This window comes from Natribaculum luteum, from assembly GCF_023008545.1.
In the GTDB taxonomy this organism is placed as follows: Archaea; Halobacteriota; Halobacteria; order Halobacteriales; family Natrialbaceae; genus Natribaculum; species Natribaculum luteum.
On sequence record NZ_CP095397.1, the window covers coordinates 2,050,806 to 2,075,085 of the forward strand.

A 24,280-nucleotide genomic window follows, 5' to 3' on the forward strand; every position below is an offset into this window, starting at 1 on the left:
ATGACGACCGTATCGTATGTTTGGCAAGAAACAAATTTTTGCACTACTGCTCGCCCTCCTGCTCGTCACGAGCGCGGGGGTCGTCGCAGTCGGTGCAACTGCCGACCCGCTCGGTTCGTCGACGCAGGCCCAGACGGGCGAACAGACCGACGTCGACGACGTCGACGACGTCGACGAAGTGTACGTCGAAGAAAACGGTGACGCGATTCTCGTCTACGAGGAAGCCCACGATGACGCCGACGACGCCGACGCGCTGGCTGGCGAGTTCGGACTCGAGACGCAGTCGGGGCTGATGCACGTCCTCTACTCCGGGACGTTCGACGAGTTCGAGGACGTAGACCAGGACGAACTCGGGGTGGCCGGCGACCTGTCGGTCAAGATGACCCCCGAGTCGATCACGAGTTCCGGAGACCTGACGACGAACACGACCGACGACGTCGAGAATCTCGAGGCGACCGTCGAGAACACGCGCACGCGAACGACCGCCTCCTCGAGTGCTGACGTCACCGTGAGCGTCGCCACCGCCGAGAACGCACCGGCCGTCGGGTCGGCGACCGTCGACGCCGAGACGAAGACGACCGCCTCGACGTTTACGTCAGCAGGATCGGTGAGCGCTTCGCTCCCGGCAGATTCCGTGGCTGCACAGGGGGCCGGCGAACACCTCGAGGTGACGATCACCGAAACCGACGGTACCTACGACCTCGAGGTCGTCGAGCAGACGACGGTCTTCGACTGGGAACGAGATAGCTGGGACACGCGTGCCGACGCCGAAGCCAGCCTCGAGAGCCGGTACGCCGGGGTCGCCATGGGGCTCGGCGGGACGGCCGACGTCTCGCTCGAAGAGTACGACTTCGAGGAAGGTGACAGCGAACACGCCGTCTCCCTCGAGTACACCGTCACGTTCCAGGACGTGAAAGACCAGCTTGCATCGCAACTGGCACAGCAGCTCGCGACCAACTCCGAGTTCGACCTCGACGAGCACGAGGCCCAGTCGATCGCCGACCGCATCGCTGCACTGGAGGTCGACCGAATCCACTACTCGCTGGACGCGAGCGGAACCGACCTCTCCTCCGAGTGGGACGTCGCGATCGACAACTACGACGAACTGGTCCTCGGCTTCGTCGAGATCGCCGAGTCGGTCGACGACCTCGACGACGACCTCGCCGACCAGTACGACGAGATCGGCGAGACGATCGACGCACAGAACGAGGCCGACCTCGTCCGGACCTCGTCGTGGAATCTGTCGATCGACGTCGAAGAGGATCGGACCACGTACGCGTTTACCGGCCAGTCCGACGCCGACAACTGGGAGGCGTACGTGACCGAACTCGAGGATCGCGGCCTCGAGCAGTACGTCGGCGAGACAACCTACGAGTTCGACGCACAGACCGTCGACGACGAACTCGAGATCAGCTACGACTACGAGTCCAGCCAGGACGAGATGCTCGACCGGGCGCTCGACCAGCTGATCCAGTCTGCCGAACAGGACGGTGACGTCGACGAGGACGTCGTCGAAACCGTCGAGAACGTCCGTAACTCGGAGTTCGAGGTCGCGAAACTGTCCGCCTCGGTCGACGAGGAGTCGTTCGAGGTCCGTTCGGCTGCGATGTTCGACAACCTCGCTGCTCTCGAGGGCGTCCCGATCGAGACCGACGACAACCTGACGGTGACTGCCGTCCACGGTGAGACCGACGACGGCACGACGACGACGTACGTGACCGTCGAGGAGTTCGTCGGCGAGGACGCCTCCGAATCGCAGATCCGCGAACACGACCGCGTCGGCGAGGAGACGGCGGTCCACGAACCCGGCGAGTGGGACCGCGAGTTCCCCTCGATCGACGACGAAGCGGTCCAGTCGTACCTCGGCGTCGCCGACGACGGCTCACTGCTGCCCGTCGATACACCAGTCGCCGTCGCGCTTTTGGCCGTGATCGCGCTCGTCGCGGCCGGCGCGGGCGTCTTCTACCGACGGCGGTCCTGAGGCCACTCTTTTTTCGTCTCGAGTCGAGACTCGAGCGGGCAGTTAGCCGCTTGCCTGTTCTGCCTCGAGTCGGTGGTAGTGTTCGTTGACGACAGAGAGCGTCGCCGCGAACGCACCGAGAATGACCGGTCCGAAGAACAGGCCCATGATGCCGAACGCGTATGCACCGCCGAGGACGCCGAGAATGATGATCGCAGGACTGAGTTCGGCGTAGCGGTCGACGACGATCGGTCGGAGGTAGTCGTCGGAGATGCTGACGACGATCGCGCTGTAGACGAACAGTGCGACCGCGAGAAACGGCTCGCCGGTCAACGCGAGGTAGACCACTGCGGGACCCCACACGAGGAACGCGCCGACCAGCGGAATCAACGCGAGCACGATCATCACGAACGTCCAGAAGATGCCGTTCGGGACTCCGGTCGCGATCAGCCCTGCCCCGGCGATAACTCCCTGGACGATGGCGATCAGGACGTGACCGACGAGGACGGCCCACATAACGGCGTTCAGTTCGCGGTAAAAGTCGTCCTGGACGTCGGCAGGAAGCGGCGTCGTCTCCCGGACCCAGTCGACGAACGCACGCCCGTCTTTGAGGAGGTAGTAGACGAGAAAGATCGCCAGCCCGAGGCCGATCAGGGTGTGCGTGATCGTCGTGAACGCGTTCGGCGACTGCTGGAGGACGACCAGCCCGACCTCCTGGCCCGAGGTCGTAAGCTCCGACGTCAGGTCGACTTGCATTCCCGTCCGCTCCGCGATGATCCGCTCGAGTTCCGCCAACTGGACCGACTCGGGATCGAAGCCCTCGACGATTCGCGTCGCGCTGTCGACGACCACGCCGAGCATCAACACGAACGGGACCACGAACCCTGCGGTGGCGAGTAAAACGAGCGCGAGCGCCGAGACGGTCGGCGACGTGCGCGACTCGAGTCGCTCCTGCAACGGGTGGAGAATGTACGCGATGAGCACCGCGACGAGGACGTACTGGGCGAACGGCAAGACGAGCAGCAGCGAGAGGGCGCCGAAGGCGACGACGAGCGCGAGGAGATATCCCTTACTGAGATTCACACATGTCGATTCGACACGACTTTGCATAAAACCGAACCATGTTCGTGCCGTGACGCCGTCTCGTGGACGACGGAGACGTGTCCGGGAATCCGACTGTCGACTTCGGTTGGAACACGGCTTCAAGGTGCTGGTACCCGAAATAACAACTGGATGTCGACTCGGCTCGATCCGCTCACGATCTCGGCCGACCTGTTGTACGCAGTCAAGACCGGAGGTGACGTCGCCGGACTGCGTGATCGCCTCGCTACCCTCGAGCGCGAACGACTCTCGAGGGCGCTGGCCAGCCGTCGACAGCGACTGGTGTTCTGGCTCAACTGTTACAACGCCTACGTCCAGTTGCGCCTGGACGACGGGCCGTCTCTCGACGATGGACCTCTCTCCCGCTGGCGGTTCTTCGCTCGGGACTGGATCCCCATCGCCGGACGGTGGTTGAGTCTCGACGACGTCGAACACGGTCTGCTCCGGAGTTCGAAGCACCCGTGGGGACTCGGCTACCTCCCGCGACCGTTCCCGTCGTCGTTCGAGCGCACGTATCGACTCGAGGAGGTCGACCCGCGAATCCACTTCGTCCTCTCGAAGGGAACCGACAAGAGTCCGCCGGTCACCGTCTACTCGCCGGACGACTGCAACGAGGAACTCGACGTCGCGACCGAGTGGTTTCTCGACGAGAACGTGAGCTACGATCCGAACGAGAACGTCGTGACCGTGCCGCGACTGTTCCTGTGGTATCAGGGGGACTTCGGTGGGCGACGCGGCGTCCTCGAGTTCCTGCGGCGATACGACGCGGTTCCGCCCGACGCGACGCCGTCGCTCGCGTACGACTGATACTGATGGCGGCGACTGTGTACCGGGGCAACCGCGAGACGGGTTACGGTTGCTCGCCGTCGCGGCCGTCACACCGTCGACGGCTCTGCGTCCCGATACGCCCGTGACCATCGCGCGTGTGCCGGAACCGACGGACGACCAGCGCTATCAGACGCGGCCCCGTTCGAGTTCTTCGACGTGCGTGATGATCTCGTCGACGAGTTCCGTCTCGTCGTGGCCCTCGTGCAGGTGCGCTCGAAGGGCACGCTCGAACTCGAACGCCGCGTGACAGAGCGGGCACTCGATCGGTATCTTCGAGACGTTTTTCCCGGGCATGTAGATACTGTCCTCACTGCAGGGTCATATCGTTCGTGCGCGCACGCTCAAGCACACGATCGAACGAGCACGACCTCGTAGTCGGTGTACTTTTGGCACGCCCGCGTCTTCGATGCGGCGTGGCTTCCCGAGCGCAGCGATCCGACGGGCGGGCGGTGTTCGAACGAGACGGCTACGAATGCCAGCACTGTCGGACGGACGGCGAATCCGCCGGTGACGACCTTCGGCTGTTCGCGGTCGGACGACGATCCGTCGACGCGGCCCACCCGCGTTCTCTCGTCACCCTCTGTGTGGACTGTTTCGAGCGGCTGGACGACCCGACTGCGTCGACTGCCGAGTCTCGAGTCCTGACCGCCGATGGGCTCTTTCGGACGATCCGTGAGATCACGCGGACGCAGAGCGGCGCGGTCTCCGACGTCGCCGAGTTCGCCTCGCTCGCGACGTCGCTCCCGGCGACACTCGAGGCCGGCGACCGTCCGCCGTACGCCGCCAGTCGCCGACGGATCCTGCTCGCACTCGCGGTCGTCGACGCCCAGTTCGAGGCCGTCGACACGGCCGACCGATCACGGCTCGGCGGCGACGTACTCGAGGCGTTCGACGCCTTCGCCGACGCGTCGGCCCGACTTCGAACCCGGCTCTCGGCCGTCGTCGACCTGGTCGAGACGGTGACGTCGGCACTCGGCAGGTGTCACGTCTGTTTCGAATCGCTCGAGGCCGACCAATCCCAGTGCGCCGAGTGCGAGATCACTCGTCTCGACGTGACCGAGTGGCGAGACGCGAACGGGACCGTGCGGGTCGACGCGCTCTTCTCGACGCTCAACCGCTCGCTCGAGCGGACGTCGGCGACGACCGAACGTGTGACCGACGGGGCGACAGCTCTCGCCGAGACGCTGGCCGACTAGAGGGTCGTCGCGGCCTCGAGTGCGATGTCGATGGCGCGGGCGACGTTGTTCTTCGCCTTCTCGGGGAGTTCGTCGTCTTCGGTGTCGGTTCCTTTCTGTGTGCCTTCGACGAGGTTGCCGTCGACGGTGCAGATCGCGCCGGCACGAAGGCCCTTGCGGCGTGCGAGTGAGAAGATCGCGGCGGCTTCCATCTCGACGGCGAGCAGGCCCGCGGCTTCCCAGTCGTCGACGGCCTCGTCGTTCTCGGCGTAGTAGGCGTCGTCGGTGGCGACGGGACCGACGTGGACGTCCTCGTCGTTGGCCTCGGCGGCGTCGACGAGCGCCGACAGCGCGTCGTAGTCGGGCACTGCGGGGTACTCGACGGTCTCGTACCGTCTGGTCGTCCCCTCGTTTTTCGCTGCGCCGCTTGCGACGACCATGTCGCCGATCTCGATTCCTTCCTGGAGCGCCCCGGTCGTGCCGACGCGGACGAACGCCTCGACGCCGACGGCGGCGAGTTCCTCGACGGCGATCGCGGCGGAGGGACAGCCGATCCCCGTCGAACAGATCGTCAGCTCTCGGCCCTCGTAAGTCGCGTTTACTACCTTGTACTCGCGGTTCTGTGCGACCGTCTCCGCGTCGTCGCAGTGGTCTGCGATGCGGTCGACGCGGTCCGGATCGCCCGGCAGGAGCGCGACGTCGGCTACGTCTCCGTCGTCGATCAACAGGTGCGGCTGCGTTGCCATATCCGCGCGTTCCGCCGGAGACGAGAAAAAACGTGCGTTCCCGGCGCGAGCGGCCGCGTCCTCGCCGTCACAACAGACACGATCACTCCCTGGGGTACACGCGCACGCTTTCGGAGCGGACGCTGATGGTCGCGTCGCCGACGTCGAACGTCACGTCCCCGGCCCGTCGGCCGCCGCCGTCGTACCTGTCCGCGAAGAGGGCGTCGAGTGCTTCCGGGTCGATGTGGTCGTACAGCCGCGTGCTCGTCGTGGTGACATCGTCGCCGTGGTACGTCGCGAGTGCCGTCGCGACGGCGACGCTCGGTGGCTCGCCGTCGTCTCGATCGTATCGCACTTCTCGACCGCCGCCATCGTTTTCGTATGTAGACCCACCAGTAATCTGTTTACTCATGCTCTCACTGTCACGATTCCGTGACCGTGTACTCGAGTGGGCAACGGCTCAGTCCATATATCTACCGTCAGACATCGGACGGTGAAAACGGACTGCGCTTGCCGTCGCTCGTGCTCCCGGCCGACAGGGGAGTCAAAATCGGTCATCGAGGAAGTCGGTCACCGCCGCCATCGTCGGTGCGCCCCGCGCGCCCGCTTGGCTCGCGGCCAGCGCACCGCAGGCGTTCGCGAATTCGAGCGCGCGTTCGACGTCCTCGGTCTCGAGGTGAGTCGCGATGAAACCGGCGGCGAATGCGTCGCCCGCACCGGTCGTGTCGACCGGGTCGACGTCGAACCCAGGGTGGTGGAACGATCCCTCGGGAGTGTGGACTTCGGCCCCGTCGCCGCCGTACGTGAGGACGACGGTTCGGTCGCCGAACGTCGATCCGGGGTACTCCGACTCGAGGATCGCCTCGGCCTCGCGGTCGGTCGCGAAAATCACGTCGGCGGCAGCGAGGGCGTCGCCGTAGTCCCGGTCGCCGAGTCGTCGGCCGGGATCGAAGCTGACCGTGACGCCAGCCTCGCTCGCGATCGAGGCGATGGCGGCGGCGGTTTCGGGATGTTGGCCCGTAAGGTGGACGTGATCTGCGTCGCGAATCCGGGCTGGGTCGACGTGTTCCGGCCGGACGGCCTCGTTGACGCCGTCGTTTCCCAGCACCGCCACCTCGCCGTCGTCGTCGACGAGCAGGTACTTCACCGCCGTCTGCGCGTCGGAGACGACGCGAAGTCCCTCGAGATCGATTCCGTGTCGCTCGAGTTCGCGTCTGGCGAGCAGGCCGTTGTCGTCGTCGCCGACGCTCCCGATCAGCCCAGCGTCGACCTCGAGGCGGGTGAGGGCAGCGGCGACGTTGGCTGCGCTCCCGCCGCCGGACTGACGTTGCGAGCGGATCGACACTTCGCCGTCCGGTTCGGGCAACCTGTCGACGCGGAGCGTCACGTCCCAGTTGACGTGCCCCGCGGTGAGCACGGTGACCATTCTGGGATACGTCGAGGGGACGACCGCCGGGGGCAAAACGCTGACGTCTAGGCGACGACAAACAGGAGGACGTTGTGCGTGCCAGGACCCAGACCGATGGCGGCGATCAGTCCGAGCAGGATTCGTCCGCGCCGTGGCTCTTCGCGAACGAAGTCTGCGAACAGGCCGACGACGACGAGCGCGAGAACGACTTTCACCAGGACGAACAGCCAGCCGGCCCCGACGTACTCGTAGGTCGGCAGGGCTGCTCCGGCCTCGAGAATGAACTGCGAGGCGGGGACGTCTTCGCCGGCCCCGAGGACGTCGTAGCCGACGGCGGTCGTGACGCCGTCGAGGGCCTGCGAGAAGACGACGAACGCGCCGCTTAGACCCGTAATGGCGGCGACGTCGGTAAACCAGAGGCTCAGTCCGAGCCACGCGAGCGCGGCGACGACGCCCGTGATGACGACCGAAAGGACCGGCCAGAACGGCTCGATCGTCCCTGCCATCCAGCCGTGATAGAGCGTGAATACTGCGAAGACGGTGAAGAAGGCGGTGCCGGAGACGCCGACGAATCGGGCGATCGAGCGCTGGAATCCCGCGGCGTAGAGGAAGCTCCCGAGCAGCCAGGCGCTGCCCGCGACGATCGCGGTCGTCAGGTAGACAGTGGGAGCGCTGAACAGCGGTTCGATAGACGTCGGAAACGCGTCGATCTTGTAGAGGACGTGTAACGTCGACCCGAACATCATCCACGGGGCGAAGGCGATGACCGTCTCGTCCGTCACGGGCGGCTCGAGTACCCACAGTAGCGCCACGACGGCTGCCAGCAACAGGACCAGCAAGGCGAGAACGTACCACGGCGGGAGGACGAATCCCTCTGGGATGGCCATACTCTGAGTAGGCACATACCAGCGACTAACACTTTCCGATTGCCGACGATTCCGGGCCGAACGTCCGTCCGTCGATCAGGATTCCCAGGGCTCGCCGGTCGTTTCGCCGAACAGTTCGCGCATGAGCGTCACGATGCTCTCGGGAGGGAACTGTCCGCGTTCGGTCACGATCGCGTCGACGTGTCGCGGCGGCGTGACGTCGAACGCGGGGTTTTCGACGACCAATCCCTCGTCCGCGTCGTCGCCGGTGATCTCGGCCCGTTCGCCTTCCGAGAGTACCTCCGTCTCGTCGCGCATCTCGATCTCGACGGTGTGACCCGTCATCGTGTCCGGGTGGAGCTTGATCGTCTGGGCGGCGACCACCACCGGAATGCCGCGCTCGCGGGCGTTGACTGCGAGACCGCTCGTCCCGATCTTGTTGACGACGCTCCCGTCGGCCGCGATACTGTCCGCACCGACGAGGACGTGGTCCGCGTCGTCCAGGTATCGTCGGGTGGCGTTGTCGACGATCAGCGTGACGGGAACGTCCCACTCGCGCAACTGCGCCGCCGTGATATGTCCCTGCTTTCGGGGTCGGGTCTCTTTGACGATCGCCTCGACGTGTTTGCCCTCCTCGAGTGCCGCCTCGATGCAGGCCAGTACGTCCGTCGAGTGACAGTGGGTCATCACGACGTCGCCGTCGCGCAACCGGTTTGCGCCGATTTCGCCGAGCGTATCCTGGGCCTGCTCGAGGTCGGCCCGGAATCGCTCGGCGCGTGCGACGGCCGACGACTGCAGTTCCGCGACGGTCTCGCCGTCCATCCCGCGGAGGACGTACCGGAGCGCGTTCGGCAGGCTGACGGCCGTCGGCCGCGTCTCGTACAACTCCCTGGCCGCGGCGCGAAGCTGCGCCCGGAACGCCGCAGGCGTGGCGGCGTCGGACTGTTCGGCCTGCGTCGCCAGCGCCGCCGCCGCCGCATCCGCGATAGTCGCCGCCCCGCGGATCTCCATCGCCGAGATGGACTCGGCGGTCTCCTCGACGGCGGGTGCGACGTCGGGCCGGTCGTCGCTCATGACTCGAGGTAGGTCGCCGGCGACCAAAAGCAGCGGGGCACACCCGCTGGGTCGGCCACCGGGAGCGGGCGTCTTTTTGCCCGTTCGACGAGTCGACCCGGTTATGGATCGACGCGAACTCGCGCCGATGATCGATCACACCGTCCTCGGCCCCACGACGACGCCCGCGGACGTCGAGCGCGTCCTCGAGGAAGCCGACCGGTACGGGATGAACGCCTGCGTGCCGCCCTGTTACCTCGAGGAGGCGGCGGCCGCTGCTCCCGACGTCACCCTCGCGACGGTCGTCGGATTCCCACACGGACAACACGATCACGACACGAAGCGCCACGAGAGCGTGGCCGCCTGGAAGGCCGGCGCTGACGAACTCGACGTCGTCCTCAACGTCGGTCGGCTGAAAGCCGGCGACGACGACGTCGTGACGGCCGAACTCGAGGAACTCGTCGCCGCCGTCCCAGTCCCGGTGAAGGTGATCCTCGAGACGGCGCTGCTCTCGGACGCGGAGAAGCGTCGGGCCTGCGAGGCGGCCGTCGACGCCGACGCCGCGATGGTAAAGACGTCGACGGGGTTCGCGTCCGGGGGTGCCACGGTCGCGGACGTCGAGCTCATGAGCGAGTACCTCCCCGTCAAGGCCAGCGGCGGCATCGGCAGCTACGACGAGGCGATGGCGATGATCGACGCAGGTGCCGAGCGCATCGGCGCCTCGAGTGGCGTGGCGATCGTCACCGAGGCGCCAGAACCGTAGAACCGCTGCGCTGGTCGTTCACGGACCAAAAACTTTCATTGGCGGCTGCCCATACGGTACGTCATGCTCGAGGGTGTGCGGGCGCGGCTTGTCGCGCTCGCGAGGCGGCTCCGGCGGCTGGAGCGGCGCGAACTCGACGCGCTCTTGCGGTGGGTCGAACGGACGGGGAACCTCCAGCACGTATCGGTCATCGTGTTCGTTCCGCTGCTCATCGCCGCGGTGACGTGGTTGTCGAACGCGACCGACGTCATCTCGTTCCTGCTGTTCCCGCCGCTCGCCTCCGGGACGTACACCCTCTTTGCCGACCCCGAAGGACGCTACTCCACGCCCTGGAAATTCGTCGGCGGGATGACCGCGGGCGCGCTCTGTGGCTGGTTCGCACTCGTCGTGGCGGCGTGGGTCGGACTCGAGGGAGGACCCATCAGTGCGGTCGGCGCAGCGCTGGGCGTCTTCCTTACCGGCTCGGCCACCTGGGCGCTCGACCTCGAGGAACCGACGGCGTTCTCGACCGCGTTGCTCGTACTCGTCACCGGAAGCGCCCAGCTCGCGTACGTCGTCGGCATCGCCGCCTCGAGTACGTTCATCGCGATCGTGTTCGTCGTCTGGCGCAGTCGGTTCTACGAGGAACGGGCCCGCTATCTCTACCAGACGACGAGGGGTGACGACCACGTGCTCGTCCCCATGCAGAACGGCTCGGAGACGACCGCGCGCTTTGCTGCCTCGATCGCCAGCGCACACGAGGCCGGGAAAGTCGTCCTCTTCGGCGTCGTCGACGAGACGCCCGCCCGGCACGCCGCGGACGAACCTACGTCGCCCGAAGGCGAGTCGACGTCACGCGATGCAGTCGATTCGCGTGAGTCTCAGACCGACGGCGCAGGTGCCGACGCGGTACGTGCAGACGAACGGATCGCCGAAACCGCGGAACGAGCCAGGACCGTGGCACAACACCTCGAGACTCTCGCAGACGACCTCGAGACGGAGTACGGCGTCCCCTGTGAGGTCGTCGTCGCGGTCGACGGCCAGGCCTCGTCGAACCTCGTCCTTCAGACTGCCCGGCAGAACAACTGTGATCTCATCGTCACGCCCTACGAGGAACACGAGCGCGGTGGGCTCTCGTCGTTCATCATGGGCCTGTTCGAGGGCGAGATCGACGTCGTCGTGTTTCGGTCGTGCGACGGTCGCCATCGGTGGGAGAACGCACTCGTCGCGGTCCGGGGCGCGGGCGACACCGCTCGCGCGATGCTCGACTTCGCGATCCGCGTGGCCGGTTCCGGCGGAACGACCGGCGTCTGTACGTGTATCGACCGCGAGTCACGCCGTCGATCGGCCGAGAACACGCTTGCGGACCTCGTCGACGCCTTCACCGGCCGATTCGAGACCCACGTCGCTGCCGCCTCGGTCGAGACGTACCTCTCACAGGTCGCGCCACGGTACGACGTCATCTTCGTCGGCTCGAGTACCGACCGCTCGACGGCATCGCGGTTCGTCTCTCCACCGACGTTTCGGAAGCTCCGCGGCCTCGATTCCGACGTCGCGATCGTCCACCGTGGACGTCGGCGGTAAGCCGCCCGCGGTTCGCTACTGTTCTTGCTCGAGGAGCCGTTCGACGACCGGCGATTCGTCCGCGCCGAGTGCAGACCGGACGAGCAGGTGGCCGCCGAGTTCGGCCAGTGCGATGACGTCGTCCGCGCCGGCGCGTTTGAGCTTCTTGGTGTTCTCGCGGTCGGTCGCGGCGGTGACGATGCGAACGTTTGGCCGAAGCTGGCGCGCCGTCAGCACTGCGAGTGCGTCTTCCGCGTCGTGGTCGGTCGCCACGAGGATGGCCCGCGCGTCGTCGATCTTCGCCCGGCGAAGCGGCTCCTCGTCGCTCGGGTCGGCCGTCAGCACCTTGACGTCGCGGTCGATCAGTCGGGTCGCCACTGCCTCGTCTTCCGTGACGACGACAAACGGGACGTCGGCGGCGACGAGTTCGCTCACGATCGGTTCCGTCAGATCCCCGTACCCGAGCACGAGGACGTGGTTGTCGAGGAGTTCGAGTTCTGATTCGGTCATCTTTCCGAGTGTCTTCGAGATGCGAGCCTGGATCGCCGGACCGACGAGCGCCCCGATGGCGATACCGAAACTGGCGACGCCGAGGACGACGAGCGACATCGTAAACAGCATCGCCTCGGCGCTTTCGGGACCGATGTCGCCGTAGCCGACGGTGCTCGAGGTGATCAGCGTGAAGTAGAAGGCGTCGAGGAGCGTGGCGACGCCGTCGAAGTCCTCCCGGAGCGCGTACGCGCCGAAGGTGCCGTACGCCTGCACGCCGACGAGCGCGCTCCCCGCGGCAATCTGCGTCGTCGTCAGCGCGAGCGATCTGTCGAATCGTTCACGGGTAAGAACCAGGATCGGTATGGTGAGAAGCGAGAGGGCGACGAGCGGCAGCGAGTACTGACTCGCCTGCAAGAGCCCCTGCAGGGCCGTGATCGGCAAGAGGACGATCGTCGCGTACCAGCCCGCCCGAAGTCCGCGGCGGAGGGCGAGCGCGCTGGCGACCATCAGAAAGCCCGTCAGCGCGCCCGTGAAGCCGGCGGTGTCCCGGACGAGTTCCGGGACGTGAGACGCGAGCGGCCCGAAGACGACGTTCCGTTCGATGTTGACGATCCCGGTCGCGACCGACAGCAGGGCGACGGCAAGGGCGAGGCCGACGGCTACTCGCGTCGTCACGATCCGTGGCCAGTTTTCGGGTAGCCGATCCGCTCGTTGCTCGTCGGCCATACACACTGATTGCTCCGAGGTCGGGTAAACGTCTTCGCCTTCGCCTCGTCTGTGTCTCGGCGTCGTCGCTTCGGATATCCGCTGTAAAGCGGGTGTGGGCGGTACTGGTTTCCCTCGAGAACGAGATCGTCTCTGTATGCCTTCGCTCCCCGTCGAGGTGTTGCTCGGCATCTATCTCGGCTTGCTCGCCGGCATCGTCCCGGCGTTCGTCGCCGGCTCGCTCGGGTTCGTAGTGCGGTATTTCACCGGCGTCACGCTCCCGGGGTTCGGCGTCGTCGTCCTCGCGCTGGCGATCGCCAGCGTCAACGGCGGCCTCCTCGCGCTGGCCGACCCCGCAATCCTGCGGGCACCGCGGCTGCTCGTGGCGACACTCGTCGTCCTCATGCTCGCGCTGTACGCCCACAACGAGGGCGACAGGCTCGGGGCAGAACTCCCGCGGCGCGTCTCGTTTTCCTCGATTCGCAAGCGCACCCTCTCGGCCGACGTCGTCGAGTTCGTCGGCGAGTTCGGCCGCGTGACCGTCCGCCCGACCGGCGCGATCCGCGACGTCCAGGGCTACCCCCCGCTGTCTCCCGACCTCCGGACGACCATCGCGGAGGACTCCTGGCACCTGCCTGCCGATCTCCCGCTGTCGGAACTCGAGACCCGACTCGAGGACCGCCTGCGGACCGAGTACGACCTCGCCGACGTCGCCGTCGAGATCGACGAACGCGGTCGGGCGACGATCGCCGCCGCGCCACCCTCGAGTGGCCTCTCCCGGCGAGTCCCCGACCGACACCGGGCGGTCTCGGTTGACGCGCTCGTCCCGACGGGTCTCGCTCGAGGCGACAGCGTCGTCGTCACGGCGGGCGAGGAGACGGTCTCGGGGACCGTCCTGAGCGCCCGGACCGACGCCGATGACGAGGTTGCTCGGAGCGACGCGGGCGAATCGACGACCAACGACGGACTCCTCGAGTCGCCCCCCGCGTTCGGCGCTCGTCCGGGTGGAACGGCCACCGCGGGTGGCAGGGGCCGCGTGACCGTCGCCGTTCCCCGCCACTGCGCCGCGGCGCTGCTCGCGGCAGACCGCGTTCGGATGACGGTTCGATCGCGCGCGACGAGCCCCGAGTACGACGCGTTCTCGCTCCTGCGACGGGCCGGCTACGCCGTCAGACGGATATCGGTGAGCTCGGGGGCGACCGGCGACGACCCGTCGTGGGCGACCGACGACGTGACGACGCTCGCCGTCCGACGGCGGGGGAGCGAGACGAACGGCCGTCGCCGCGGCTGGGTGTTCGCACCCGGCATCGAGCGGCCCCTCGTGCCAGGCGACGAGGCGTTCGTCGCGGGTCGCGAGTCGGCGCTCGATCGACTCGAGGAGGTGAGTCGATGACCGCAGCGCTGGCACAGGCCATCGCGACCGACCTGCTCGTCGACGCGGCGGTTCGGATCCTCGGCTTCGCGGTGCTCGCGGGCGGGACGGCGGCGGGGACGGCGTTCGTCTACCGGTGGTACGCCGGCGAGGGAATCCCCGACGGCGTGGCGGTGCTCGCGGGCGTCACGGTCGTCGCCCTCTGGTTGAACACGAAGAGTGCACTGGGTGACGCCATCATCGGCGAGACGCCGCTGCTCGATCCGGAGACGGCGGGCTACACCGTCGTCACCTTCGCGGTGAGCGCGATAGCCGCCGACGGTGGCCGCCGAGTCGGCGACTCCGTCGCCGTCGACACCGTCGCCGCCGCGACTCCGCGGACGATCGACGAGGTGAGTCAACTCGTTCGCGCCGCCGGCCGCGTCGTCGCCGTCACGCTCCCCGAGACGATCGCGGACGCAGACGGCTACGATCCAGTCGACGAGGAGACGAAAGCCGAACTGGCCGGCGAGATGCTGTACCTGCCTCGCCGGCTCTCCCCCGACGAGCGCCGCGACCGTCTCGTGACCCGACTCGAGCGCGACTACGGCGTCGGCGGCGTCGACGTCGACCTCGCCGACGACGGCACGGTCGAGCTCCTTGCCGTCGGCAGCCGTCCCTCCGGAATCGGCCCGACGCTCGCGCCGGGATCGGTCGCGGTCGCCCTCGATGCAGATCCCGCACCGGACGCGAGCCCCGGTGATGCGGTCGAGGTGTGGGTCTCCGATGACGGGGAGATGCGGTGGGTCACGACGGCAGAACTCAGGGCGACCGCCAGCGACGTCGCGACGCTCGCCGTCGACGAGGACGACGTCGACGACCTCCCGGCCGATCGCTCGTATCGCCTCGTCACGCTTCCCGGATCGGCCGACGCGGGACGACAGTTCGTCTCCTTGCTCCGGGCGGCCGACGAGACGATAACGGCAGTGACCGTCGACGCCGACGGACCGCTCGTCGGCGACCAGGTCGGAACGTTGCCAGTCGCCGTCGTCGCTATCGACCGAGACGGCGAGGTAGTGGCTCTCCCGGCCGCCGACGACCGACTCGAGGCCAGCGACGTCGCGTACCTCCTCGGCCGACCGGCGGCCCTGCGGCGACTCGACGAGCGGTAGCTACTTGCGTCCTGGAGCGAAAACGCCGTCTATGGAGTGGAAACTGTTCGCCGACCTCGCCGAATACGCGGGCGATCGACACGTGGCCGTCGACGCCGAACCGGGCGAGACGGTCGGTGACGCCCTCGAGGACTTGCTCGAGGACCGTCCCGCGCTCGCAGACCGGGTTCTCGAAGACGGAGAGCTACGCTCGCAGATCAACGTGCTTCGCAACGGCAAGGACGTACAGAGTCAGGAGAACGGACTCGAGACGGAACTCGAGGACGACGACGAACTGGCGCTGTTTCCCCCGGTCAGCGGCGGGTAGCGGCGTCGCCGCCCGTCGCGAGCCGATCAGCGCACGGTGAGATCGACGCCGAGGACGAAGTCGGGTTCCTCTGAAACTGCGCCACAGGCGTAGGCCGCATCGCTGACGTACGCGACCGTCTCGGGGATCAGTATACGCGTCTTCTCGGCCTCGAGTGTGGCCGCGTCGCGTGCGACGGCCGCGAGCAGCGAGCGGGCGGCGTCGACGTCGTCCCACGCGCCCACGCCGTACTCGGCCCACCGCTCCGTTTCGCCGTCGTCGGTCTCTCGCTCGTAGTCTCGGGTGCGATAGGCCATTCCAGCGACGCCGTCGTCGCCCTGGACCGCGAAGACGGCCGTCTCGTCGGCGAGTTGCGTCAAGTCCCCGCGAGTGAGTTCCCGAAGGGCCCACGACTCCGCTACGTCGAGGGCGAGCCCGCGGAGGTGTTCGCGGGCCTCGCTGTCGGTCCAGTAGCGCCACGCTGCGGCGGCGTCGCCCGTGACCTCGAGCGGCCCCGTCGCGTCGGCGTCTGGAGCTGGCTGGGCCCACCGGAACTCGGTGACGGGTTCGAATCCACCGGCGCGGGCCGCACCGAGTGCAGCGGCGTTCCACGAGAAGGTCATGAGCCGGCCGACGGTCGCGCCGCAGTCGCGAGCCCACTCGAAGCAGGCCTCGTTGAGCCGCTGGCTCACGCCCCGCCGGCGGAAGTCGGGGTTGACGCGCATCCCCTGGAACCACGCCTCGTCGGGCGAGAGCACGACTGCCTGCGAGAGCCCCGCGACCTCGCCGTCGGCCTCGGCCAGGAACGTCTTCCGGCGGTCGTCGTCTTCGTCCTCGAGCCAGTCGTGGTAGACCGACGGCAGGTAGTCGCCGCCGCGGTCGGCCCAGAGGTCGCTCGTGAACGCTGCGATGCCCTCGTAGTCGTCGTGGGTCGCACGGCGGATCTCGATCGCGTCGTCCATTCTCGTCACCACCTCATAATGACGGCTGTGACTGGTTGCCGACGCAACCGCACGATGGTTCGCGGTTGCGGCGGTAACGACTCACAGCCATCGTTATCACTCCCACGGCACGGAGCGTCGCTGCAGTTCGCCCGCAAGCGACGTCGCCATCGCTTCCTCGACGTCGGCGGCGTTCGCGAGTGCCCACATCAACTTGACTTTCGCCGTCCCCGGAAGCGTGTCGCCGGCCTCGAGGACGCCCGCATCGAGCAAGTCGCGGCCGGTGTCGTAGACCCGGTCGCAGACCCTCCCCTCCAGACACTGGCTGGTCATGACGACCGTCGTCCCGTCGTCGATCAGCTCCTCGAGTCTGGGGATGAGGTCGGTGTGGACGTGGCCGAGACCGGTTCCCTCGAGGATCAGGCCCGATTTCCCCTCGACGACGTCGAGGAACGCGGGGTCCATCCCCGGCGTGAACTTGAGCAACTCGACGTTGCTCTCGAGGCCGGACTCGATCGCGAGGTCGGTCTCGCCTCGCTGCTCGTGGGCCCGTCGGAACGAGACCTCGCCGGTGTCGTAGTCCACCTCACCGAGCGGTTCCGCACCGACGGTCTCGAAGGCGTCCCGACGGGAGGTGTGGCTCTTCCGGACGCGGGTGCCGCGGTGGAGGGCACACCGGTCGTCCGACTCGGAGGCGTGCATACAGACGAGCACCTCCGCGCAGTCGCTTTTCGCCGCCTCGACCGCGCAGACGGCGTTCATCACGTTGTCCGAGGACGGCCGGTCCGCCGACCGCTGCGAGCCGGTGAAGACGATCGGAACGGGCGTCTCGAGCATGAACGCGAGCGCACTCGCGGTAAACTGCATCGTGTCGGTGCCGTGCATGACGACGACGCCGTCCGCGCCAGCTTCGATCTCCTCGACGACGGCCTCGGCGAGTTCCTGCCAGACCTCGGGGGTCATGTTCTCCGAGAGGATGTTGGCGACGACGCGTCCCCGGTAGTTCGCCCGGCCGGCGAGGTCGGGAACCGCACGCAGGACGTCCTCGGCGTCGAACTGGGCCGTCACCGCACCGGTACGGTAGTCGACGGTCGAGGCGATCGTCCCGCCGGTCGAGATGAGCGAGATCGTCGGCAGATCGTCGTCGAACTCGATCTCCGACTCGCCGTCGCCGTCCTGTGCACCTGCGACATCGTGATCTGACAGATCACGGCCCGTCGAGGTCTCCTCGACGACGTCGTAGACGCCCTCCTCGATGACTTCCGCGTCTGCGTGCTCGCGGTCGATGCCGACGTTGTAGCCGCCCTCGAGTTTGACGACGAGGTGCTCGTCGGTGCTCGAGGGGAGCAACACGCCCTCGTAGGTGTGGCCCGCACGTTCGACGCGGACGCGATCGCCTGGATTCATACGTCCCGATTGCGTGCCGGCGGACTTGAAGGCACCTTTCCTCGACGACGCTCACCCACCGACGAACCCCAGCGCGACGACGACGAGTCCGAACGTGATCAGCCCGCCGGCGATGACGGCGGTCGTGATCCGCAACAACTCGAGTGACTCGTCGGCGATCCCCAGGCGCGGATAGACGTTTCTGGCGAGGTAGAGGAACACGACGCCGACAGCAGCGACGATGACGCCGAGCGCGATCGTATCTGCCCCCATTCTGTTCACGTACGACCGTCAGACGGAAAAGCGGGGGTGCCTACCACGCCTGTTCGCCGGGGGAGTGTCATCGACGGGGAAAGGTCCATGATTCCGGACGCCCTCGAGTCGACCATGGGTGACCGCTCCGACGACGTGACGACGAGCCGGGATTCGCGCTCGACCGACGAGTTACTCGAGGAGACAGAACGGCTCCTCTCGGGCGAGCATGGGTCCGACGCGTCGCAGTTCGACGGGGCGACGAGCCACTCGCCCGAAGAGCCCGACGCGACCGCCGACGAGTCGGACACGTGGCGGCGGTCGTCCTCGAGCGACGCGTCGGCGACCGACTCGCGGCTCGGTTCGATCCGCTCGCGACTTTCGATCTCGCGGTACTTCTCGCCGAAGGCGTTTCTCGCGCTCGTGCTCGCGATCGGGATCGGACTGCTCGTCGGTGGCTTCGCCGTCCCGATCGCCGGCCGGATCGCCGGCATGTTCGCCGTCGCGTTCGCCCTCGGTCTCGCGAGCTCGCGAGGTCGGTACCTCGAGGTCGCCGTCGCTGGCGTCTCGGTCGGCGGCGTCGCCGCCGTGCTCAATCACCTGGTGCTCGCGGTCGCCGGCTCCGGCCGCGCCGTCGTCGCCGTCGGCGCGAGCGTCGGGCTGGTCACGTGTCTTCTGGGGTACTACTTCGGACGCGACCTCCGTGCCGGCCTGGTCCGCGACGTGGAGTAACTCGTCGACGGCCGACGGAATCACTCCTCTGGCGCGAGTTCCCAGCCACGTTTCGTCCTGCGGACGATCCCGTCGTCGGCCATCGACTCGAGGAGTCCGGCGACGACCTCCCTGGGTGCATCGACGTCGTGGCTGAGTTCCCCGACGCTTTTGGGCTCCTCACGGACGCTCGCCAGCAGATCCGCGTGAATCCGACTCTCGGGTTCTGCCCCGACTGTCTCGGAGATCTGCTCGAGGACGTCACACAGCCGCCCTTGGACCCACCGCTGGGCGAGCGACAGTTCGCTCTCGAGTTGTTCCAGGTTCTCGAGGACGCCCAGCAGTTCGTCTATATCGCTTTCCTCGTCGTAGTCGACGTCGAGCGAGAGGTGCCGACAGCGCGCGATGTCGAAACTGTTGTTCGCCGGGTAGGCGCTCTTGCTCGCGAATCCGTACGGCGAGACGTTGACCTCGAGGCGGACGTTCCGGGCGATATGAAAGTACTTGCGTCGCTGGTCGTCGATCCGACTTTCGACCAGTCCGGCCTCCTCGAGTTTCCGCAGGTGCTCGATGACCGCTTTCGGACTCACGCCGAGGTACTCGGAGATTTCGGTGACGTAGCAGGGCTTGCGCGCCAGCAGTCGGAGGATCCGTCGTCGATTTTCGTTTCCGAGCAGATCCAACAACGCGGCTGAGTCCATCAACTCGACGTTAGCGACGGGCGCTGAAAAGGGTGTCTGCTCGCCGGGTATACCGTCCAGCGAGACGTCCGCTCGGTAGCGATCTGGGTCGTCATCGTCACTGCTTGTCGTCAGGAGCGGGGTCAGGCTGCGTACTGGTGTCGTCGGTGTCGTCAGTGTCGCCGGTGTCGTCGCCGTCGTTTTGCGGTCCGCCTCCGCGCTCGCTCGGACCCTGTGTCTGATCGGGGCTCTGTTGTTCGTCTCCGCGTTCAGGCGGGCCCTGGTCGGGACTCTGTGGCCCGCTCCCCTGGGCTGGCGTTCCCTCGGGCGGTCCTCGTGGCGGTTCGACCCCTGCGAGGCCGCTCGCAACTGCGGCAATTTCTGGCCCGCTGAGGTTTGCGGCGTCCGTGCGCAATCGCTCCAGTTTCGCCGTCTCGACCCCGGTCTCCTGTGCTTTGACCACAGTATCGTTGATCGCCCGCTCCAGGTTGCCGATCCGGACGGCGAGGCTGGCCATACGGGCCTCGTATCTGGCGGAGTGTTCGTCTCCGTTCTCCCTGAGCGCCTCGCGTTCGGCTTTCAGCGACTCGAGTTTCTGCTCAAGTCTGTTCGTCCGGTCGGCGACGGCGTCAGCACGACGCTTCTCGCCTGCGTTCCTGTACTCGGCCTCGAACATCCCTGCGTCGACAGATTCGGTCGTGTCCGCCGCGCTCGATTGCATGAACGTGGACACCTCCGCACCCATCGGCTGGGAGCCGCCGTCCGTGTCACTCACGTCGTTCGCGGTGAAGATCCCCCCCACGACTGCCGCGCTCGCAAGCGGGGCGATCGTCAGCCCGCAGACGGCAACCAGTGTGGCGAGCACCACAGCACGAGTCGTAGTCATTATCTCTCCGTCTGAGGTAACATCTTAAAAAGGCGGACCTTCGTTCGAACCGTTTAATCGGTCTGATCGACCGTTTAGATCCGTTTTTTGCGTTCAAGACGTCCGTACTCGCCGCGTTCGATCGGGGGCGTCGGCGTCGGTTTGCGACCGCTCGTCGATGGTCTGGTTCGCCTGCGACGTGATCGAAACGGTCCCGAATCGATCAAACAGTCGGTTAAAGACAGTGGTGTCGGCCAGAACCGTCGTCTCGAACGCCCGATCGAGTCCGGCGACGACGTGCCCGCGCGTTCGACCGGTCGACGCCGACGAACGTCGACCTCGGCACCGCTGTGAGCGGCCGTGCGACGACGTTCCGGGCTGGGACAACACTGATAGCGCTCGTATTTAACCATGTCAGCAGAATAGTTATGGCACTCCGACCCTTGGTTCGTGGTACCATGTTCGAGGTGTTCTCTCGCGGTTACTATCTCGGACGCCTCTACGTGACCCCGTCCGATGGGGACCACGCCCGTATGCAACGCCACCAGCACGAGCAGGTCAACGAACAGCTCTACGCGACGGGGGAGGGAATCGAGCGCCTCGACGTCCCGCTCGTGATGAAACTCGAGTCCAAGCACTTCCCCGTCCTCGGCGACGAGGACGTCCCTGCGGACACGCTCGCCGTCCCCGAGGACGTCCTCGACGATACCCGAATCCGCAATCCGCCGACGCTGCGAGAGGTCTTCCTCGCTCGCCGGGAACGCGCCCAGCAGCTACTCGAACTCACGGGCGGCTGGCCCGACGAGTACCGGAACGTCGGAACCTAGAAGTGTCCCGGCTTCGCGTCTTCGCTCGATGATCGACGAGTTGCTCGGCCGCGCTTCGCTCAAGGAGCGAATCGACGACCTCGAAGACGAGAACGAGCGACTGCGTCGCCGACTCGAGGCCGAATCAGACCGCCGAGCCGAGGCCGTCACCGCCCGACAGACGGCCGAGGAACGACAGAATCGCTTAGAAGACCGTATTGCACAGCTCGAGGGCGAACTCGAGCGACTCGAGGGGGCCGACTCGTCACTCGAGGTCCGCCGCCGGGAACGGCTTCGTGGCGACCGCCTCTCGGAGCTACTCGATCGGCTCGAATCCGTCCGCACGGGCTCCGAGGGGGCGCTGACGGCGACGGTCGCGGAGACGGTTCCCGATCCTGTCGCCGACGTCCTGGGCGAGCGATCCGCGCTCGTCGACGAGGCCGCGCCGTGTCTCGTCTGCGTCGACGACGCGGCCCTCGTCTCGGTCACACTCGACCCGCCGCTCGCACCGTCGGTCGACCCGACCTGGAGTGACCGGTTCGAACTCGAGCGGGAGTGGTTCGTTCCGTCGGGTCGGTACGCCCTCGCGCTCGTGCGCGCCGACCTGTTCGCGCTCGGGGTCTACGAGGCCGACGAGCGCGTCGACTACCGTGGCTTCGAGAGCGACGTGAAAGGAGCCCACTCCAAGGGCGGTTTCTCGCAGGCGCGCTTCGAGCGCATCCGCGACGATCAGATCGATTCGCACGTCGCGCGCGCTCGAGAAACGATCGAAACCTACGAGGACGATCCGCTCTACCTCGTCGGCCAGCGCGGCGTCGTCGACGCCGTCGCCGACGACGTGACGGCTGACGCGACTGCCGCCGTCGACGCGACCGGCGATCCGGAGTCCGCACTCGAGGACGCGTTTCGGTCGTTCTGGACGACGGACCTGCGGGTCGTCTGATAATGCCTGCTGTAACTGTTTCCCGGAGCAACCGCCGGGACGCTCGCGGTTGCTCCGGGAATGACTTACAGCAGACGTTATAACGACGCACGGACACCTCTCGAGGCGATCCGTTGAGGGTTAAGTACTGGCTGTGTTATGATCACCGTATGCGCGTTGCAATTCTCGCCCACGAGAAGTTCCCGGACCGAGCGAAGACCGCCCTCGGCGTGCTCCGGTACGCCGACTACGACGTCGTCGCCGTCCTCGACCGCGACAACCACGGGACGCGGGTAAACGACTTCGTCTCCGACGTCCAGGACGCCCCCGTGGTAGCCAGCATGGACGACGTCGACGAGTCCGTCGACGCCCTGCTGATCGGGATCGCGCCGATCGGCGGCGGCTTCGACGACAGCTGGCGACCGGACGTCCGGACCGCCCTCGAGCGCGGCTGTGACGTCATCTCCGGTCTGCACTACTTCCTGGCCGACGACGAGGAGTTCGCCGCCCTCGCCGACGAAAACGACTGCGACCTCTGGGACGTTCGCAGTCCGCCCGAGGACCTGACGGTGAGCCAGGGCGTCGCAGGCGAGGTCGACGCCGAGGTGATCCTCACCGTCGGGACGGACTGTTCGGTCGGCAAGATGACCGTCTCGATGGAACTCGCCCGCGACGCCCGCGAGGCCGGCTACGACGCGGCCGTGATCCCGACGGGCCAGACAGGCATCATGATCGAGGGCTGGGGCAACCCGATCGACCGCGTCGTCAGCGACTTCACCGCGGGGGCGGTCGAGGAGATGATCACAGAGAAGGGTGACGACCACGACTACCTCTTCGTCGAGGGACAGGGCAGCATCGTCCATCCCGCCTACTCCGCCGTGACCTGTGGCATCTTCCACGGAGCGATGCCGGACAAACTGGTGCTCTGTCACGACGCCGGGCGGGAGGCGATCCACGGCTACGAGTCGTTCGCACTGCCGTCGATTCCGACCTACGTCGACCTCTACGAGCAACTGGCCGAACCCGTCAACCCCGCCCGGGTCTTCGCCGGGGCACTCAACACGCAGGGGCTCTCCGACGACGAGGCTCGCCGCGCCCTCGAGGAGTACGAGTCCCAGCTCGGCGCGCCGGCCACCGACGTCATCCGCTTCGGCACCGACGAGGTGCTCGACGCGCTCCTATGAGCCTCGAGACGTCGTTCGAGCGGGTCGAGTTACCACTCGAGTACCCCTTTACCATCGCCCGCGGGACCCAGACCCACGCGGAGAACGTGCTCGTCAGGATCGAAGACGAGGATGGCACCGTCGGCGTCGGCGGTGGGGCCCCCTCAGCACACTACGGCGAGACGGCCGCGACGGTCGAGGCTGTCTTGCCCGACCTCCTCGAGGTCGTCGAGGACGTGGGCGACCCCCACGAACTCGGCCGGATCGAACGCCGGATGCGCGAGACGATCGAGCGCAACCCCGCAGCCAGGTGTGCGGTGAGCATCGCCCTCCACGACCTCGTCGCGAAGCGACTCGACGTCCCGCTCTACCGCTACTGGGGGCTCGACCCGACCGAGACCGTCGAATCGTCGTACACGATCGGGATCGACGACACGGAGACGATGCGCGAGAAGACCGAAACGGCCGTCGAGCGCGGGTACGGCACGCTGAAGGTCAAACTCGGCACCGATCGTGACGAGGAGATCGTCCGGACGATCCGCGAGGCGGCTCCCGACGTCCGAATCCGCGTCGACGCCAACGAGGCGTGGTCGCCCCGCGAGGCGGTGACGAAGATCGAAACTCTCGCCGAGTACGACCTCGAGTTCGTCGAACAACCAGTCGCCGCCGAAGATCCCGAGGGATTGCGCTACGTCTACGAGCGCTCGCCGCTGCCGATCGCCGCCGACGAGTCCTGTATAACCCTCGAGGACGTCCCCCGGATCGCCGACCGCTGTGACGTCGCGAACCTCAAACTGATGAAGTGCGGCGGTCTCCGCGAGGCCGTGCGAATAATCCACGCCGCGCGGGCGCACGGACTCGAGATGATGTGTGGCTGTATGATCGAGTCGAACGCCTCGATCGCGCCGGCCTGTCACCTCGCGCCGCTGCTCGACTACGTCGACCTCGACGGGGCGCTCCTCCTCGCCGACGACGAGTACGACGGCGTCCCGATGCCGGGCGGGCGGCCGGACCTCGAGTCGCTCGACCGGCCCGGAACCGGTGTGTCGTCACGGTAGCACCTCGCCCATCGCTGATAACGATGGCTGTGAGTCTGTCCCGCCGCAACCGCGAACCATCTCGCGGTT

The 24,280-nt window shown here is 66.9% G+C and carries 26 protein-coding genes; 13 read left to right on the forward strand and 13 right to left on the reverse strand.

The window, feature by feature from the left end; translation table 11 throughout:
• Positions 1-16 precede the first annotated feature (16 nt).
• On the forward strand, positions 17-1,981 hold the full coding sequence (locus tag MU558_RS10560; RefSeq protein ID WP_246966235.1) for a hypothetical protein: 1,965 nt from the start codon (positions 17-19) through the stop codon (positions 1,979-1,981).
• Positions 1,982-2,023: 42 nt separating this feature from the next.
• On the opposite strand, the gene MU558_RS10565 is transcribed toward MU558_RS10560, so the two are convergent.
• Positions 2,024-3,043 (reverse strand): AI-2E family transporter, encoded by a 1,020-nt coding sequence (locus MU558_RS10565; RefSeq protein ID WP_246966236.1) that lies wholly within the window; start codon positions 3,041-3,043, stop codon positions 2,024-2,026.
• Positions 3,044-3,193: 150 nt separating this feature from the next.
• Between MU558_RS10565 and MU558_RS10570 the strand changes: the two genes are divergently transcribed.
• Positions 3,194-3,868 carry a DUF547 domain-containing protein gene (locus MU558_RS10570; RefSeq protein WP_246966237.1) on the forward strand — a complete coding sequence of 225 codons (675 nt, stop codon included), beginning with the start codon at positions 3,194-3,196 and terminating at the stop codon, positions 3,866-3,868.
• Between the two features lie 147 nt (positions 3,869-4,015).
• On the opposite strand, the gene MU558_RS10575 is transcribed toward MU558_RS10570, so the two are convergent.
• Positions 4,016-4,183, reverse strand: coding sequence for a hypothetical protein (locus tag MU558_RS10575; protein ID WP_246966238.1), 168 nt, complete (start codon positions 4,181-4,183; stop codon positions 4,016-4,018).
• A gap of 119 nt (positions 4,184-4,302) precedes the next feature.
• Between MU558_RS10575 and MU558_RS10580 the strand changes: the two genes are divergently transcribed.
• Positions 4,303-5,085, forward strand: a complete 783-nt coding sequence (locus MU558_RS10580; RefSeq protein WP_246966239.1) for an HNH endonuclease — start codon at positions 4,303-4,305, stop codon at positions 5,083-5,085.
• Here MU558_RS10580 and MU558_RS10585 read toward each other — a convergent pair.
• From MU558_RS10585 to MU558_RS10605, 5 genes are all read right to left on the reverse strand, one after another.
• Complete coding sequence (locus MU558_RS10585) at positions 5,082-5,810, reverse strand: guanosine phosphorylase (protein ID WP_246966240.1); 729 nt, start codon at positions 5,808-5,810, stop codon at positions 5,082-5,084. The genes MU558_RS10580 and MU558_RS10585 overlap by 4 nt on opposite strands.
• Before the next feature lie 82 nt (positions 5,811-5,892).
• Positions 5,893-6,201 carry a HalOD1 output domain-containing protein gene (locus MU558_RS10590; protein WP_246966241.1) on the reverse strand — a complete coding sequence of 103 codons (309 nt, stop codon included), beginning with the start codon at positions 6,199-6,201 and terminating at the stop codon, positions 5,893-5,895.
• A gap of 132 nt (positions 6,202-6,333) precedes the next feature.
• Positions 6,334-7,215 carry an ATP-dependent ribose-1-phosphate kinase gene (locus MU558_RS10595; RefSeq protein WP_246966242.1) on the reverse strand — a complete coding sequence of 294 codons (882 nt, stop codon included), beginning with the start codon at positions 7,213-7,215 and terminating at the stop codon, positions 6,334-6,336.
• Between the two features lie 47 nt (positions 7,216-7,262).
• Complete coding sequence (locus MU558_RS10600) at positions 7,263-8,084, reverse strand: DUF63 family protein (protein WP_246966243.1); 822 nt, start codon at positions 8,082-8,084, stop codon at positions 7,263-7,265.
• Positions 8,085-8,159: 75 nt separating this feature from the next.
• On the reverse strand, positions 8,160-9,137 hold the full coding sequence (locus MU558_RS10605; protein ID WP_246966244.1) for a ribose 1,5-bisphosphate isomerase: 978 nt from the start codon (positions 9,135-9,137) through the stop codon (positions 8,160-8,162).
• Between the two features lie 103 nt (positions 9,138-9,240).
• Here MU558_RS10605 and deoC point away from each other — a divergent pair, with 103 nt between their 5' ends.
• On the forward strand, positions 9,241-9,879 hold the full coding sequence (gene deoC, locus MU558_RS10610) for a deoxyribose-phosphate aldolase (RefSeq protein ID WP_246966245.1): 639 nt from the start codon (positions 9,241-9,243) through the stop codon (positions 9,877-9,879).
• Positions 9,880-9,942: 63 nt separating this feature from the next.
• Complete coding sequence (locus MU558_RS10615; RefSeq protein WP_246966246.1) at positions 9,943-11,442, forward strand: HPP family protein; 1,500 nt, start codon at positions 9,943-9,945, stop codon at positions 11,440-11,442.
• Positions 11,443-11,457: 15 nt separating this feature from the next.
• On the opposite strand, the gene MU558_RS10620 is transcribed toward MU558_RS10615, so the two are convergent.
• Positions 11,458-12,639 (reverse strand): NAD-binding protein, encoded by a 1,182-nt coding sequence (locus MU558_RS10620; protein ID WP_246966247.1) that lies wholly within the window; start codon positions 12,637-12,639, stop codon positions 11,458-11,460.
• 136 nt (positions 12,640-12,775) lie between these two features.
• On the opposite strand from MU558_RS10620, the gene MU558_RS10625 reads away from it, so the two are divergent.
• From MU558_RS10625 to MU558_RS10635, 3 genes are read left to right on the forward strand one after another with little or no spacing between them, the layout of a single operon-like run.
• A complete protein-coding gene (locus tag MU558_RS10625) occupies positions 12,776-14,011 on the forward strand; it encodes a DUF8167 domain-containing protein (RefSeq protein ID WP_246966248.1) in 1,236 nt (411 codons plus the stop codon).
• Positions 14,008-15,141, forward strand: a complete 1,134-nt coding sequence (locus tag MU558_RS10630) for a DUF8167 domain-containing protein (RefSeq protein WP_246966249.1) — start codon at positions 14,008-14,010, stop codon at positions 15,139-15,141. Before MU558_RS10625 ends, MU558_RS10630 begins: the two co-directional genes overlap by 4 nt.
• 31 nt (positions 15,142-15,172) lie before the next feature.
• The gene (locus tag MU558_RS10635; RefSeq protein WP_246966250.1) at positions 15,173-15,448 is read left to right on the forward strand and encodes a ubiquitin-like small modifier protein 1; all 276 of its coding nucleotides are present in this window, start codon (positions 15,173-15,175) and stop codon (positions 15,446-15,448) included.
• A 26-nt stretch (positions 15,449-15,474) separates the two neighbouring features.
• Here the strand turns inward: MU558_RS10635 and MU558_RS10640 are convergent, their stop codons facing one another.
• The 3 genes from MU558_RS10640 to MU558_RS10650 form a co-directional block, all read right to left on the reverse strand.
• Positions 15,475-16,389 carry a GNAT family N-acetyltransferase gene (locus tag MU558_RS10640; RefSeq protein WP_246966251.1) on the reverse strand — a complete coding sequence of 305 codons (915 nt, stop codon included), beginning with the start codon at positions 16,387-16,389 and terminating at the stop codon, positions 15,475-15,477.
• A gap of 96 nt (positions 16,390-16,485) precedes the next feature.
• Positions 16,486-17,775 (reverse strand): Glu-tRNA(Gln) amidotransferase subunit GatD, encoded by a 1,290-nt coding sequence (gene gatD, locus MU558_RS10645; protein ID WP_246966252.1) that lies wholly within the window; start codon positions 17,773-17,775, stop codon positions 16,486-16,488.
• Between the two features lie 51 nt (positions 17,776-17,826).
• On the reverse strand, positions 17,827-18,027 hold the full coding sequence (locus MU558_RS10650) for a hypothetical protein (protein WP_246966253.1): 201 nt from the start codon (positions 18,025-18,027) through the stop codon (positions 17,827-17,829).
• A gap of 114 nt (positions 18,028-18,141) precedes the next feature.
• Between MU558_RS10650 and MU558_RS10655 the strand changes: the two genes are divergently transcribed.
• Positions 18,142-18,738, forward strand: a complete 597-nt coding sequence (locus MU558_RS10655) for a DUF456 domain-containing protein (RefSeq protein ID WP_246966254.1) — start codon at positions 18,142-18,144, stop codon at positions 18,736-18,738.
• Positions 18,739-18,758: 20 nt separating this feature from the next.
• Here MU558_RS10655 and MU558_RS10660 read toward each other — a convergent pair whose 3' ends face one another.
• Together MU558_RS10660 and MU558_RS10665 are read right to left on the reverse strand one after the other, a co-directional pair.
• Positions 18,759-19,418, reverse strand: coding sequence for an ArsR/SmtB family transcription factor (locus MU558_RS10660; RefSeq protein WP_246966255.1), 660 nt, complete (start codon positions 19,416-19,418; stop codon positions 18,759-18,761).
• A 97-nt stretch (positions 19,419-19,515) separates the two neighbouring features.
• Positions 19,516-20,283: a proline-rich domain-containing protein gene (locus tag MU558_RS10665; RefSeq protein ID WP_246966256.1), complete on the reverse strand. Its 768-nt coding sequence runs from the start codon at positions 20,281-20,283 to the stop codon at positions 19,516-19,518.
• A gap of 437 nt (positions 20,284-20,720) precedes the next feature.
• Here MU558_RS10665 and MU558_RS10670 point away from each other — a divergent pair, with 437 nt between their 5' ends.
• The 4 genes from MU558_RS10670 to MU558_RS10685 all read left to right on the forward strand — a co-directional run bounded on the left by MU558_RS10670 (position 20,721) and on the right by MU558_RS10685 (position 24,211).
• The gene (locus MU558_RS10670; RefSeq protein ID WP_246966257.1) at positions 20,721-21,089 is read left to right on the forward strand and encodes a DUF5802 family protein; all 369 of its coding nucleotides are present in this window, start codon (positions 20,721-20,723) and stop codon (positions 21,087-21,089) included.
• Between the two features lie 28 nt (positions 21,090-21,117).
• Complete coding sequence (locus MU558_RS10675; protein ID WP_246966258.1) at positions 21,118-22,011, forward strand: Vms1/Ankzf1 family peptidyl-tRNA hydrolase; 894 nt, start codon at positions 21,118-21,120, stop codon at positions 22,009-22,011.
• Positions 22,012-22,160: 149 nt separating this feature from the next.
• Positions 22,161-23,174: an N-acetyltransferase DgcN family protein gene (locus MU558_RS10680; RefSeq protein WP_246966259.1), complete on the forward strand. Its 1,014-nt coding sequence runs from the start codon at positions 22,161-22,163 to the stop codon at positions 23,172-23,174.
• On the forward strand, positions 23,171-24,211 hold the full coding sequence (locus MU558_RS10685; protein ID WP_246966260.1) for a dipeptide epimerase: 1,041 nt from the start codon (positions 23,171-23,173) through the stop codon (positions 24,209-24,211). Before MU558_RS10680 ends, MU558_RS10685 begins: the two co-directional genes overlap by 4 nt.
• The last annotated feature ends 69 nt before the right edge of the window (positions 24,212-24,280 follow it).

Bases quoted from the DNA above. Each gene is read 5' to 3' on its own strand.
- MU558_RS10560 (WP_246966235.1), top strand. From the start codon at position 17: ATGTTTGGCAAGAAACAAATTTTTGCACTACTGCTCGCCCTCCTGCTC.
- MU558_RS10570 (WP_246966237.1), top strand. From the start codon at position 3,194: ATGTCGACTCGGCTCGATCCGCTCACGATCTCGGCCGACCTGTTGTAC.
- MU558_RS10575 (WP_246966238.1), bottom strand. From the start codon at position 4,183: ATGCCCGGGAAAAACGTCTCGAAGATACCGATCGAGTGCCCGCTCTGT.
- MU558_RS10585 (WP_246966240.1), bottom strand. From the start codon at position 5,810: ATGGCAACGCAGCCGCACCTGTTGATCGACGACGGAGACGTAGCCGAC.
- MU558_RS10590 (WP_246966241.1), bottom strand. From the start codon at position 6,201: ATGAGTAAACAGATTACTGGTGGGTCTACATACGAAAACGATGGCGGC.
- MU558_RS10595 (WP_246966242.1), bottom strand. From the start codon at position 7,215: ATGGTCACCGTGCTCACCGCGGGGCACGTCAACTGGGACGTGACGCTC.
- MU558_RS10600 (WP_246966243.1), bottom strand. From the start codon at position 8,084: ATGGCCATCCCAGAGGGATTCGTCCTCCCGCCGTGGTACGTTCTCGCC.
- MU558_RS10605 (WP_246966244.1), bottom strand. From the start codon at position 9,137: ATGAGCGACGACCGGCCCGACGTCGCACCCGCCGTCGAGGAGACCGCC.
- deoC (WP_246966245.1), top strand. From the start codon at position 9,241: ATGGATCGACGCGAACTCGCGCCGATGATCGATCACACCGTCCTCGGC.
- MU558_RS10615 (WP_246966246.1), top strand. From the start codon at position 9,943: ATGCTCGAGGGTGTGCGGGCGCGGCTTGTCGCGCTCGCGAGGCGGCTC.
- MU558_RS10620 (WP_246966247.1), bottom strand. From the start codon at position 12,639: ATGGCCGACGAGCAACGAGCGGATCGGCTACCCGAAAACTGGCCACGG.
- MU558_RS10625 (WP_246966248.1), top strand. From the start codon at position 12,776: ATGCCTTCGCTCCCCGTCGAGGTGTTGCTCGGCATCTATCTCGGCTTG.
- MU558_RS10630 (WP_246966249.1), top strand. From the start codon at position 14,008: ATGACCGCAGCGCTGGCACAGGCCATCGCGACCGACCTGCTCGTCGAC.
- MU558_RS10635 (WP_246966250.1), top strand. From the start codon at position 15,173: ATGGAGTGGAAACTGTTCGCCGACCTCGCCGAATACGCGGGCGATCGA.
- MU558_RS10640 (WP_246966251.1), bottom strand. From the start codon at position 16,389: ATGGACGACGCGATCGAGATCCGCCGTGCGACCCACGACGACTACGAG.
- gatD (WP_246966252.1), bottom strand. From the start codon at position 17,775: ATGAATCCAGGCGATCGCGTCCGCGTCGAACGTGCGGGCCACACCTAC.
- MU558_RS10650 (WP_246966253.1), bottom strand. From the start codon at position 18,027: ATGGGGGCAGATACGATCGCGCTCGGCGTCATCGTCGCTGCTGTCGGC.
- MU558_RS10655 (WP_246966254.1), top strand. From the start codon at position 18,142: ATGGGTGACCGCTCCGACGACGTGACGACGAGCCGGGATTCGCGCTCG.
- MU558_RS10660 (WP_246966255.1), bottom strand. From the start codon at position 19,418: ATGGACTCAGCCGCGTTGTTGGATCTGCTCGGAAACGAAAATCGACGA.
- MU558_RS10665 (WP_246966256.1), bottom strand. From the start codon at position 20,283: ATGACTACGACTCGTGCTGTGGTGCTCGCCACACTGGTTGCCGTCTGC.
- MU558_RS10670 (WP_246966257.1), top strand. From the start codon at position 20,721: ATGTTCGAGGTGTTCTCTCGCGGTTACTATCTCGGACGCCTCTACGTG.
- MU558_RS10675 (WP_246966258.1), top strand. From the start codon at position 21,118: ATGATCGACGAGTTGCTCGGCCGCGCTTCGCTCAAGGAGCGAATCGAC.
- MU558_RS10680 (WP_246966259.1), top strand. From the start codon at position 22,161: ATGCGCGTTGCAATTCTCGCCCACGAGAAGTTCCCGGACCGAGCGAAG.
- MU558_RS10685 (WP_246966260.1), top strand. From the start codon at position 23,171: ATGAGCCTCGAGACGTCGTTCGAGCGGGTCGAGTTACCACTCGAGTAC.